Genomic DNA, 12119 nt, shown 5'->3' on the forward strand with positions numbered 1-12119 from the left:
TACCATCGGCGGAAATTAACAGTCGTTTTTTCTGCAAGTGATCGGCGGCGGGTTGCAGTATCATTTCGCTCAATTCCCGGGCGGCGGCATTCACCCAGCGCGGATTGTCGCGTCGGGTAACACTGGTGATGGCGTACAGAAAATCATCCGCTTTGGCTTCAATTTCTTCTCGCCCCGGCAGTTCGTGGACGGTCATTTCCGTGGGGGTGACGACCCAGAGATAGCTGCTTTCTTCCCCCAAGGAATACTGCAACAAAACCGTCTCTTCGTCCACCACCTGTTGTTGCACGTCCACCAACGTCAGCGGTTGCGGTTGGGTGAGGGCGGCGTAGCGGGGACTGGCAGCGCGAATTCGGGCTCGGATTTCTTCGTACTGTTTCAAAAGTTCGGTGAGTTCCGCTTGGATATTTTCCTTTTGGGTGCGGGTGGAATTGTCGTCGCCGAAAATTTCCAGGCGGCGGGTTTCTGCGGCATCGAGTTTTTGTTGCAAACGGCGTTCTTCGGCCACCAATTCCGGATCGACACCTTGGCGGATATCGGCGTTGGCTTCCCGCAGCAATTCCAACAGGGTCCGGGCGCGCGATCGCTCGCTGGCGTGGAATGCGATCGCGTCATATCCTTTTTGGGGGTTTTGTTGATGCAGTTGCATCAATAGCTCAATGTAGAACTGGTAACGGTCTTGAACGGTGGAGAAAAAGGTTTGGCGGAGTTCGCCAGATGGGGCGAGGCTGCGGAGTTCTTCAATTAGGCCAATCGCCTGTTCCATGTTGGCAAGGGCTTCGGTGAGTGAGCCTTGGGAACGTTGGAGAAAAGCAATATTGTAAAGGGTGGTGGCTTCCCCGGAGCGATCGCCCACTTCTCGTCTCAAGGGCAAAGCTCGCTCGTAATACTCCAAGGCTGTCTGCTTTTCCCCCAAGGCGGAGTAGACCCCACCGATACTATTGAGGGTGGTGGCTTCCCCGGAGCGATCGCCCACTTCTCGTCTCAAGGGCAAAGCTTGCTCGTAATACTCCAAGGCTGTCTGTTTTTCCCCCAAGGCGGAGTAGACCCTACCGATATTGTTGAGGGTGGTAGCTTCCCGGGAGCGATCGCCCACCGCTTGAAATAAAGGTAGCGCTTGCTCGTAATACTCCAGGGCTTGTTGCTTTTCCCCCAAGTCACTGTAGACTCGACCCAATGCCAGTTGAGCGAAAGCTTGGTTGGCGCGATCGCCCGTCTGTTCGTACAACCTCGCCGCCTCCTCAAAATAGGGAATTGCGGCCCGCAGCGATTCTGCCGTCCCTTCTCGCAACAGTTCCATTCCCCGTTGCAAGCTGGCATCCGCCGCGCCCGAATCGGACTGTTGGGCGATGAGTGTCGGCTCCGCCAATGCCGGGAGTTGAACCCATCCCGCCGGAGCGTAAAAACCCGCGATCGCCACCCAGATAGACCACCCGCTTTTCGTCCACATCTGTCTCTAATTGTCAGTCAACTACAGTTTTTTTGATATTTGTACGCAGTCGCGGCGTTTATGCAATCCGAGAAACTGCATTTTTCGGGATTCCTTCAAGTCCAAAACCTCCGCGCGATCGGCCCTAAACGGCAAGCTGATAGCTGAAAGCTGACTGCTGAAAGCTATATTTTAATCGAGCAATCCCCGGCCGTTGTTGCTGAACTCCTCCACCGTTCGCTCGGACAGTTCGTGGGTGGTGAGGGCTTGCAGGATGTCGAAGGGGAGGGTGAGGTGGTAGGCGCCCGCCTGGAGGGTGGCGGCGGCTTCTGCGGGGGATTTGATACTGGCGGCGAGAATTTTGGTGTCGCTTCCGGCGAGGATGTCCGCCATCTCCCGAACCAGGGCGACGCCATCTCCCAGGAGTCGGGTGGCCCGGTTGACGTAGGCGATCGCATATTTGGCCCCCGCTTCCCTCGCCACCGCTGCCTGTGCCGCACTGTAAATGGCGGTGACGGAACAGCAAATTTTCGGCGACAGGTGGGAGACGACGTGGAACCCCAAAGCCGTGGCGGGCACCTTCAAAACCGTCTGTTCCCCGAGGATATTGTAAGCCGCCCAGGCTTCCGAAACCATTCCCTCGAAATCCAAAGCGGCGAGTTGATAGTAAATCTCCCCCGCGAAAAGTTCCCGGAGTCCCTTCAGGGTTTCTTCCGGGGAAAGGTCACTTTTCGCCAACAGGGTGGGGTTGGTGGTGACTCCCTTCACCCATCCGAACTGGCTGGCGGCCTGGGCTTCCGGGAGAATGGCTGAGTCGAGATAGAGGGCCACGATTTTACCTCCGTATAAGGGTGTGGGGAAGAATTGATAATTGACAATTGATAATTGACAATTAAATTGTCCTTCTCGCGATTCCCGACTACCGCCACTACAGATGTTTTTGGGTTGGCGATAAGTGCGCTGTCGCGAATCGGGATTTGAGATTATCCCACATCCTAGGCCGGGTTGGGACACCTGGCAAATCAATCGTAGGAATGTATAGCGGCGTGAAGTCATTCTGAAAAATACCTGGCCCCCAAACCCCCAATCCTGGGGGCTTTGAGCCGCTCAAATTTTCACGAATCATTTCACACTGCTATATAGCGGCGAGCGATCGTCTATTTACAGTTTCCGAAAGGAGGACAAACCTTGAAATCCTGATGACAAGGGAATTTCCCATCCCTACACCCTACACCCCAGCGCACAGCGCTATACCTCCCAACTATCGCCCGTCGCCTGTTGTCTGTTGACTTTTGCCGACTCCCAACCCGAATTTCATCTCGTTTTTAATCTCGTTTAAACCTTCAGTTAACCTAAAAGCGTTACGCTTTTTGCTGTAAGCGTTCCCCATTCCCGTAGGTGTTGCCGTGGCTACCTTGCAGCTTGTCGCCGTCCCTGACAACCTGAAATCCCGCCGTTTTTGCCGGGGCGATTTCGTTCCCCTCTGGCCCGATGCGTTGTGGAAGATAGAGGAGGGGGTCGTCCGCACCTTGACTTGGGGCGACGAGGGAAATTTGATCGGTTTGGGATATTGGGGACCCGGAGAAATTATCGGTCAACCCCTGTCCCGACTCAACCCCTATCAAATTGAATGTCTGACGCCGGTCAAAGTCAATCTTATCCCCTCCGCACAGTGGCCCCAAGAGTTGGATCGGATTTTATACTATTTGCACCAGATGGAGGAACTACACAGCCTCCTGCAAACCCAACGCACCGACGAACGGCTGTTGAATTTTCTGAGATGGCTGGCGAAAAAGTTCGGCTGTCCCGTCGAAGAGGGCACGTTAATCAACCTCCGCCTCACCCATTTGGAAATGTCTGATGTGATCGGAACCACCCGCGTCAGCGTCACCCGGATGATGACGAAGTTGGAACGGGAGGGCATGATCCTGCGGCCCCGCCGGCACTGTGTCGTTCTCAAATAGTATGTTCCGACTCGAATTAAAAAAGTAAAAAGTATTACGGTAATTTTCAAGTTGATCAGGTACGCCGGTTGACTCAAAGTCCCCCCTTTTCAAGGGCAGGGTCGTTTCATTATATGATATAATGGGGGGGAATTTGACGAAAGCTGACGGCTGAAAGCTGACGGCTGACCGCTAAAGGGGGATATGGTAAACGGCAATATTTTCGAGGCGATCGCATCCCCAACCTCAGAGCCCCTGTTCCCCATCCGCCAAAATGAAAAATGGGGATATATCGACAAAAGCGGCCGGATGGTTATTTCCCCGCAATACGACGGAACCTCGGGATTTTCGGAAGGGTTGGCGGCGATCGCGGTCAAATCGAAATGGGGTTTTATCGATCGCACCAACCGCCCCGTCATCCCCCCCCAATTCGATGTCGCCTGGAGCTTTTCCCGGGGATTATCTGCGGTAAAATTAAACGGAAAATGGGGATTTATCGACACAACTGGAAACGCAATAATTCCCCGTCAATTTGTCTTCGCCTGGAGTTTCGGAGCGAATTTGGCATCGGTTGGCATCAAATCCGAATCGGATTCCATCAAAATGGGCTATATCGATAAAACCGGTCAATTTGTAATTCTCCCCGACTTTGACAGCGCCTCGGAATTTCGAGAAGGGTTGGCGGCGGTGCGGGTCGATCGCCAAATGGGATATATCAACGGACGGGGAGAGCGGGTCGTCCCGCCCCAATTTGACCTCACCTGGCGCTTTTCGGAGGGGTTGGCGATGGTGGTCGCGGATGGGAAAATCGGTTATATCGACAAAACGGGGAAGATCGCGATCGCGCCCCGGTTTGATTTCGCCTGGGATTTTTCCGGAAATTTGGCTCCTTTTAAAATCGGTAAAAATTGGGGATATATCGACAAAACGGGGACATCAAAATTTTCTCGAAACTTTTCCGAAACCAAGTCATTTTCCGAAAAATTGGCATCCGTTAAAATCGGGGAGAAATGGGGATACATCGACACGAAAGGCGAGATGAAAATCCCCCCGCAGTTCGACGGCGCCGCCGCCTTTGAAAACGGACTCGCGGCCGTCCGACTCGGGGCGGATTGGGGATATATCGATCGCCGGGGCGAGTGGGTTTGGTTTCCATATAAATATTCAGACCGCTCGGGACTTAATTGCCTTTTCTTGTAGCAAAAATAATCGATCAATGATTGGGAGTCTGTTTAGTTAAAAAACTAGATCTGATCTAATGGTCTCTTGTCTGTTTCCGATGGTCTCGGAGGGCGAATACCATTCGCCCCTACAATGGGTTGGAATCACTAACTTTAATTTCAGATGACACATTCTCACCTTTGCCAAGCGGTTGTCATTGGCGGTAGCATCGCCGGACTCCTCGCCGCCCGCATTTTGTGCGATCGCTTTGAACGGGTTATCCTAATCGAACGCGATCGCTTCCCGGACGCACCCGAACGCCGCCCCGGCGTTCCCCAAGCCACCCACGTCCACGCCCTTTTGACTCGGGGAAAATACATCCTCGAAGGGCTATTTCCCGGTTTGGAAGCCGAATTGATGGCGATGGGAGTGCCCCGGTTGAATTGGACGACGGATTTTCGTTGGTATGTGGGAAATACGCGACAACCCAACATTTCCTCGGATCTGTTGACGGCGACTTGCAGCCGTCCTCTTTTGGAATGGGCGATCGCCCGCCGCCTGCGACAGTTTTCCAACTTTGAATTACTCGAAAATAGCAAAGTTACGGGCTTTTTAACCGATTCCGAAACGTCCCGAATTGTCGGCGTTCGATATCAAAAATACGGGCAAAATTCCCCGGAAGAATCGCAGCCGGAAACCCTGACCGCCGATCTGGTCGTCGATGCCAGCGGTCGCAATTCATCGACTCCCAAATGGCTGGAAGAATTGGGCGATCGCTCCCCGGAGGAAACCGTCATCAACTCATTTCTCGGTTATGCTTCCCGACGGTATCAAATTCCGGCGAATTTTACCGCCCCCTGGAAAGGCTTGTATTTGCAAGCTTCCCCACCCCATCAGAAACGCGGTGGCGTTCTCTATCCCGTCGAAAATAATCAGTGGATTTTGACCTTGGCGGGATTGGGTCGGGACTATCCCCCCGGCGACGAAGCCGGATTTTTGGCATTTGCCGAAAGTCTCGCCGACCCGATTTTATACGAGGCGATTCGCCATGCCGAACCCCTGTCTCCAATTCACTGTTATCGGCGGACGGAAAATTGCCGCCGCCACTACGAAAAATTATCCCGGATGCCGGAAGGATTGGCGGTTCTCGGCGATGCGGTTTGTGCCTTCAATCCCGTTTACGGACAGGGGATGACGACGGCGGCGGTGGGGGCGATAACCCTTGCCGAATGTCTCGACCACCCGCAGGGGATGACCGGACTCACCCGCCGATTTCAACAACAATTGGCGGGCAAAATTCGCGACCCCTGGCTGATGGCGACGGGGGAAGATAGTCGCTGGGAAACCACGGAAGGAAAAAAACCGGATTTGATGACCCGTTTCATGCAGGGATATTTAGATCGCCTCCTCCAACTCACGTCCCGGCATCCGGAAATGTACCGGACATTTATCGAAGTGGTTCACATGATAAAACCGCCTGCCGCCCTTTTTCACCCCCGATATATAATGTGGATATTGGGCGATCGCATCGGGTTTAAACCGCCCATTTCCCAAACGGAAACCTCCCAAATCCTATCAACAAAATAGGTGAAACTCCCCTCTCCCAAAATTGGGAGAGGGGTCGGGGGTGAGGGCGAGAAATATTCCACCCATAGAAGAGACTAGCCGTCCGGGACTGTCGCGCATTCGAGTGAATCGAGTTGACATTTCGAGGCAAACTTCGGTTATGATATGGCAGGGGACACCGAATCAAACGCACGTTATGAATCGCCCCATCGGAGACCGCGTCGCGATCGCATTTTCCACCGGATTTTACGATGCGCTGGGGGCCGGGATGAGTTATCCAGATTGTTTTGATATCGGCCGGAGCGCGATCGACTTGGGGCGAATCCCCGAGTCCGAAACTCCGGTTATAAAAGCCAGAAAAAGGGCGTCGCAACCCGTTGTTGCGCTTCAGCGCATCAGTCACTCAATCGATACTCTCAAAAAAGATGAAAATCCGTTCACCGATGAAGTGTTAGAACATCTAAAAAGACGAGCAAAAAAATTGCGATAATTCTATTAACATTAAATAAAAAAACGATTCTCCTCGCATCCCAACACGCTTCGGATATAATGACCGTGACGGCGCACCGAGCCTGAGATCGACCCCCCGGGTTCCCCGTCAGATTGCCCCCTTGTGCGAATTGAGTGCCCCTTCATGGCCGATCCGCGTGACATCGAACAGCTCAAACAGCAATTGCACCAGTGCGACGACGCGCAGCTCCAACAGCAGTACCAGAGGGGGTTGCCCATCGATTCCCTGGCGGCGCTGCTGGCCGGGAGCGACTCGGAAGAGGTCGTCGTCCGGGTGATGCGCTGGGTGCTGCGGGTCGATCCGATCCGGGGCATCGCCCTCACCCAGGCGATCCGGCCCCGGTTGCAGACGAAGGCTTTCGCATTGGTGGGACAGCTCAAAATCCCCCTGCCGCTCAAAATTCGCCTGCTGGGACGGACCCGATCGCCCCGCCTGATCCCCTGGTTGTTGAAGGGGTTGAAACACGAGAGCGGGGAAGTCAACGCCTGGTCTGCCTGGGCCCTGGTTCAGATCGGCTACCCCGCCGAACCGCACCTGATGGAGGCCCTGGGGGAGACGGTTCCGAGCGCCGGGGTGTGGGCGGTGTGGGCCTTGGGGCAGATCGGGAGCGATCGCGCCGTCGCCGGATTGATAAAAGTCCTCAACCACGACGATCCCCAGATCCGCTGGCGGGCGGCGACGGCCCTGGGGAACCTGAAATCCTCGGCCGCGATCGCGCCCCTGGAAAGGGTTCTGGCCGACGACTGCGATCGCTACGTCCGGGGTCGGGCGGCGACGGCCCTGGGACTGCTGGATCGGGAAGAGGTGATCCCCCAACTGGAAGCGGCCCTAGACGACCCCAATTTTTACGTCAACGCCAACGCCGTTTACGGGCTCTGGGCGATCGGCACCCCGGCGGCCTGGGACGTGCTGATCCGCGCCCTGAACCACCCCAACGGGGATGTCCGCACCCGGGTGATCGAAGTGCTGGCGAAAAGCGATCGCGAAGCCACCTGGGAGGCCATCCTCGACAAGCTCGACGACCCCGATCCCTACGTCCGGGCGAAAGTGCTCGAAACCTTCCAATTCGTGCGGACGGCCGAGGCCCTGGCCGGCATCAAGCGGGCGATCGACGACCCCGATCCCTACGTCCAATCCATCGCCCAAACCATCGTTGATCGCCTCAACGAAGAGGTCGCGGAGGCCAGCACCGAAATGGCGGGCGATCGCGGTTCCGAGTCCTGCCACCCCCTCCTCCCCAAACTGTGGATTTCCTCCCGACTGCAACTCGAAAATTATATCGTCCACAAAAATCGCGGTGCCGATGTCGAACATATCATCTCCATCGCCAATTCCGGGGACTCCCTCCCCAAATTTATTTCCCAAGTCCCCCACCGCCTGAAATTGGAGTTCGACGACATCCACATCCCCGACAGCGATCCCCAGTACGTCCTCCCCCAACGCGAACACGTCATCCGGGCGATCGAATTTATGGAAACCGTCGATCCCGACGGGGGAGATCTCCTCGTCCACTGCCAGATGGGAAACCGGCGATCGCCCGCGATCGCCCTGGCCGCCTGTGCTTCCCGCCTCCCCGCCGGCTTGGAAGATGAGGCCTTCGCCTGCGTGATGGAGGCCCAACCCCAGGCGTCGCCGAATCCCTGGATCGTGGAATTGGCCGATATGCTGTTGAGGCGGGGCGGGCGGCTGATGCGGATGGTCGGATAAGGGTGTAGGGGGTAGGGTGTAGGGTGTAGGGTGTAGGGAGTCGGGAGGGAGCGGAGGGGGCAGCGGGTGGGATATCTGGACCGCTTGGGAATCAATTCCCAAGCTAACAGCTCAAATCATCTGAAGATGATTGGGGAGGTTGAGGAGGGGATAACCGGATTTGATATTAGGACGGTTATGCTCCAACCGAGTCCACGCTTGCGTGGACTTTTGCTGTGAGCCTTGAAATTCATTTCAAGGCGGGTCTCAAATTGGCAGATCTGTCCTAACCGTTCTGGCGGTTGCTATATAAGCTTGCCTCCTCCGCCTCCTCCGCCTCCTCCGCCTCCCCTGCCTCCTTGGGCGTGAGGGCAAGTATCATTAAATTTTAGGAACGAATTAGCGATCGAGAACGTGAACTTTCAATCTGTCATTGCCACTCTCAACCAATTTTGGAGCGATCGCGGCTGTCTGATCGCCCAACCCTACGATACGGAAAAGGGCGCCGGGACCATGAGCCCCCACACCTTCCTGCGGGCGATCGGCCCGGAACCGTGGTCTGTCGCCTATCTCGAACCCTGCCGCCGCCCCACCGATGGCCGCTACGGGGAAAATCCCAACCGCTTCCAGCACTATTATCAATATCAAGTTCTGATCAAACCCTCCCCCGACAACATCCAGGAGGTTTACCTGGACTCCCTGCGGGTGCTCGGCATCCATCCCGAAGATCACGATATCCGCTTCGTCGAGGATAACTGGGAGTCGCCCACCCTCGGCGCCTGGGGCGTGGGTTGGGAAGTCTGGCTCGACGGGATGGAAATTACCCAATTCACCTACTTTCAGCAGTGTGGCGGCATCGACTGCCGCCCGGTTTCCATTGAGATCACCTACGGGTTGGAACGGTTGGCGATGTACCTGCAAAATGTGGAGGCGATCGTCAAAATTGCCTGGACCGACGATCTCAACTACGGCGACATCCACCTCCAGGGGGAGATCGAACAGTGCACCTACAATTTTGAAGCGGCCAACCCGGATTTGCTGTTCAACCTATTCTCCCTGTACGAACAGGAGGCGGAACAGTTGATCGACAGGGGTTTGGTACTTCCGAGTTTGGACTACGTGCTCAAGTGTTCCCACAGCTTCAACCTCCTCGACGCCCGGGGGGTGATCGCCGTGACGGAGCGGACGCGCTATATTGGCAGAATCCGCAACCTCGCCCGCCGGGTGGCAAGCCGCTATCTGGAACAGCGGGAAAATTTGGGATTTCCCCTCATCAAATCTACGGAAGCCGCCGCTTGAAGAAATGGGGGGCGGAGGGAGCGGAGGAAGCGGAGGGAGCGGAGGAAGCGGAGGGAGCCGAGGAACGGGTGGGAAATCTGCACCGCTTGGGAATCAATTCCCTTTTCTTGTAGCGAAAATCATCTGAAGATGATTGGGGAATTTGTACGGATCTGACATAAATCTGCCTCCCCTGACTCCTGGAGCCTCCCCTGACTCCTGGAGCCTCCCTACTCCCCATCGAGAAAATCCAATTTTAAGAAAACCCGCCTTTCAACGGGAAAACCGGCTTTTGCCTGGGCGGTTCGCACGGCCAGGAGTCCGGGGGTCAGTTCCGCTTCCCCGAGTATCCGAAATCCCAATTTTTGATAAAACGGGGCGTTCCAGGGTAAATCGCCGAATGTGGACAGGGTGACGGCCGGATAACCTCGATGTTTCGCCCAGTGGCAGACTGTTTCCACGAGGCGGGTTCCCAAACCCCGGCGACTGTGGGCCGGGTGGACGGACAATTCTTGCAGGTAGCCGCAGCCGTCGAGCACTGCGGCGATCGCAAATCCCACGGGGCGATCGCGATCGTCCGCCGCCACCCACACCCGTCCGGCGGCTTGGTGATGCCGCAAAATGGTCGAAGGTGTGGGTTCGCTTTCGGCGACTTCCGCCAAACCCACCGTCGCAAATAATCGGGCGGCGGTTCGTTCGATGTTTTGCAGTTCGGGCAGTTCCGCGATCGCTGCCAACCGGATGCGATAATGATTGTCGGCCATTGTTTTGAATCACTCTCCTGGGCCAGCATCTCAATTCGGAGAACGGGCAAAAGATCGGATTTGATATTATCAAATAAGGGATTTTTTTTCCTTTTATTCTACATCTAAAATTCGGCAATGACAAGCAAAATTAAACTCGCCCCCGTCATCCGGGTCGGCTTTGGTATCATGTTCGTCCTGATGGCGGGTCTGGGAGTGCTGTCGTGGACGACAATCAATCGCCTGCACGAAACGAACGATTGGGTCAAACACACCTATAAGGTTATTATTAACTTGAAAAGCCTGGAAAAGTCGATGGTCGATGCGGAAACGGGCCAGCGGGGCTTTTTGGTGGCGGATCGGGAAAGTTTTCTCGAACCTTACCTCCAAGGTAAAGAGGATGTGGAAATTCTGGTGGCGGAGGTTCGCGAACTCACCCGCGACAACCCGGTTCAGCAGGAAAATATTGACGATTTGGAGCGCCTCATTGACCTTAAATTGCGGGAGATAGAAGTTAACATTCAACTCAAAATCAATAACCAAGACGAGGAACTCCTGGCTCGATTTTTAACCCGAGAAGGTCAAGGCAAGATGGATGAGGTTCGGGCGACGATCGCCGCCATGATTCAGATCGAAGAAGACTTGTTGCGCGATCGCGAGGCGGAAATGGAAAATCTCTCTCAACTGGCGATCGCGATCAATGTCGTCGGTACGGCAACCGGCATTGTATTGGGCATCTTAATTTTGATTTTTATCAGTCGGGAAGTCATCAAACCGATTGATTGGGTGGCGGCTCAAATTGGCAGTTCTTCCAGTGAAATTTTGAGTACCGTGGAGGAGCAGGAACGGACGGCAAGAAATCAGGCAGCCGCCGCCAACCAAACGAACGCCACGATGGATGAATTGGCGGCTTCTTCGCGCCAATGTGCCGAACAGGCGGAAACTGCCGCCCGGGAAGCCCGCGCCGCCCTCTCTCTCTCAGAAGGGGGTACCCGGGCTGTCGATCGCACCCTTCAAGGGATGGAAATTATACAGGATAAAGTTGCCGCGATCGCGACTAACATCCGGCGTTTGAGCGAACAAACGAATCAGATTGGCGAGATTTCTAGCCTGGTGAGTAACTTGGCAAATCAAACTAATATGCTGGCTCTCAATGCCGCCGTGGAAGCCGTGCGGGCGGGCGAACAGGGGAAGGGTTTGGGTGTCGTTTCCGGTGAAATTCGCAAACTTGCAGACCAAAGTAAGGGTTCGGCGAAGAAAATAAATGTTCTGGTGAATGAGATTCAAAAGGCGATCGACGAGACGGTTTCCGCCACCGAGGCAGGGACGAAGACTGTGGCGGAAAATGTCGGCATTGCGGAAGAGACAGCCCGAGCCTTCTCGGGGGTGACAAGTTCGGTCAACAATATTGTGACTAGCTCCCAGCAAATTTCCCTCAATGTCAAGCAGCAAGCCACCGCAATTCAACAGGTACTCATTGCGATGAATGACCTCAACCGAGCCTCCCAAGAAACCGCCAGTGGCATCACTCAGGTGAAGGAAGGAACTCATCGTTTGAACGATGCGGCCGTGCAACTTCGTTCCATTGTTTAACGTTGACATACTTCCGGCGTCGGGAACCCAATCTCCCAGGCGCTCGGCTGACGGGATGCCCAGTTCGGGGCGTTCCTTTTCGACGGCGCGGATGTAGAAGTGGTTGGCGACGGGGTGGCGGGGGTTGCCGAAGTTGTCGAACAGGGGGTTCGTCAACAATTTCCGGTGGGCGACATCGGAAATTACACCCCATTTTGATAGGGTTCGGG

10 protein-coding genes are annotated in these 12119 nt (G+C 55.2%); 7 read left to right on the forward strand and 3 right to left on the reverse strand.

The features are described from left to right. Together AC0QHF_RS22515 and AC0QHF_RS22520 are read right to left on the reverse strand one after the other, a co-directional pair. A partial coding sequence (locus AC0QHF_RS22515; RefSeq protein ID WP_324706495.1) for a tetratricopeptide repeat protein occupies nucleotides 1–1450 on the reverse strand: 1450 nt, incomplete at its 3' end. Between the two features lie 171 nt (nucleotides 1451–1621). Beyond that, nucleotides 1622–2260, reverse strand: coding sequence for a transaldolase family protein (locus tag AC0QHF_RS22520; protein WP_324706496.1), 639 nt, complete (start codon nucleotides 2258–2260; stop codon nucleotides 1622–1624). 575 nt (nucleotides 2261–2835) lie between these two features. Here AC0QHF_RS22520 and AC0QHF_RS22525 point away from each other — a divergent pair. The 6 genes from AC0QHF_RS22525 (at nucleotide 2836) to glyQ (ending at nucleotide 9595) form a co-directional block, all read left to right on the forward strand. Then, nucleotides 2836–3393: a Crp/Fnr family transcriptional regulator gene (locus tag AC0QHF_RS22525; protein WP_324706497.1), complete on the forward strand. Its 558-nt coding sequence runs from the start codon at nucleotides 2836–2838 to the stop codon at nucleotides 3391–3393. Nucleotides 3394–3576: 183 nt separating this feature from the next. After that, nucleotides 3577–4572, forward strand: a complete 996-nt coding sequence (locus tag AC0QHF_RS22530; protein WP_324706498.1) for a WG repeat-containing protein — start codon at nucleotides 3577–3579, stop codon at nucleotides 4570–4572. 144 nt (nucleotides 4573–4716) lie between these two features. After that, nucleotides 4717–6120 (forward strand): FAD-dependent oxidoreductase, encoded by a 1404-nt coding sequence (locus AC0QHF_RS22535; protein ID WP_324706499.1) that lies wholly within the window; start codon nucleotides 4717–4719, stop codon nucleotides 6118–6120. A gap of 175 nt (nucleotides 6121–6295) precedes the next feature. Beyond that, nucleotides 6296–6589: a hypothetical protein gene (locus AC0QHF_RS22540; protein WP_324706500.1), complete on the forward strand. Its 294-nt coding sequence runs from the start codon at nucleotides 6296–6298 to the stop codon at nucleotides 6587–6589. 144 nt (nucleotides 6590–6733) lie between these two features. Continuing rightward, nucleotides 6734–8317, forward strand: coding sequence for a HEAT repeat domain-containing protein (locus AC0QHF_RS22545; RefSeq protein WP_324706501.1), 1584 nt, complete (start codon nucleotides 6734–6736; stop codon nucleotides 8315–8317). Between the two features lie 393 nt (nucleotides 8318–8710). Then, entirely contained in the window at nucleotides 8711–9595 is an 885-nt protein-coding gene (gene glyQ / locus AC0QHF_RS22550) for a glycine--tRNA ligase subunit alpha (RefSeq protein WP_324706502.1), read from the forward strand. 209 nt (nucleotides 9596–9804) lie between these two features. On the opposite strand, the gene AC0QHF_RS22555 is transcribed toward glyQ, so the two are convergent. Further along, complete coding sequence (locus AC0QHF_RS22555) at nucleotides 9805–10338, reverse strand: GNAT family N-acetyltransferase (RefSeq protein ID WP_324706503.1); 534 nt, start codon at nucleotides 10336–10338, stop codon at nucleotides 9805–9807. A gap of 117 nt (nucleotides 10339–10455) precedes the next feature. Between AC0QHF_RS22555 and AC0QHF_RS22560 the strand changes: the two genes are divergently transcribed. Further along, nucleotides 10456–11910: a CHASE3 domain-containing protein gene (locus AC0QHF_RS22560; RefSeq protein ID WP_324706504.1), complete on the forward strand. Its 1455-nt coding sequence runs from the start codon at nucleotides 10456–10458 to the stop codon at nucleotides 11908–11910. The last annotated feature ends 209 nt before the right edge of the window (nucleotides 11911–12119 follow it).

This window comes from Lyngbya sp. CCY1209 (assembly GCF_055795065.1).

Coding starts and splice junctions, on each gene's coding strand:
- AC0QHF_RS22530 (WP_324706498.1), top strand. CDS start 3,577: ATGGTAAACGGCAATATTTTCGAGGCGATCGCATCCCCAACCTCAGAG.
- AC0QHF_RS22535 (WP_324706499.1), top strand. CDS start 4,717: ATGACACATTCTCACCTTTGCCAAGCGGTTGTCATTGGCGGTAGCATC.
- AC0QHF_RS22540 (WP_324706500.1), top strand. CDS start 6,296: ATGAATCGCCCCATCGGAGACCGCGTCGCGATCGCATTTTCCACCGGA.
- AC0QHF_RS22545 (WP_324706501.1), top strand. CDS start 6,734: ATGGCCGATCCGCGTGACATCGAACAGCTCAAACAGCAATTGCACCAG.
- AC0QHF_RS22555 (WP_324706503.1), bottom strand. CDS start 10,338: ATGGCCGACAATCATTATCGCATCCGGTTGGCAGCGATCGCGGAACTG.
- AC0QHF_RS22560 (WP_324706504.1), top strand. CDS start 10,456: ATGACAAGCAAAATTAAACTCGCCCCCGTCATCCGGGTCGGCTTTGGT.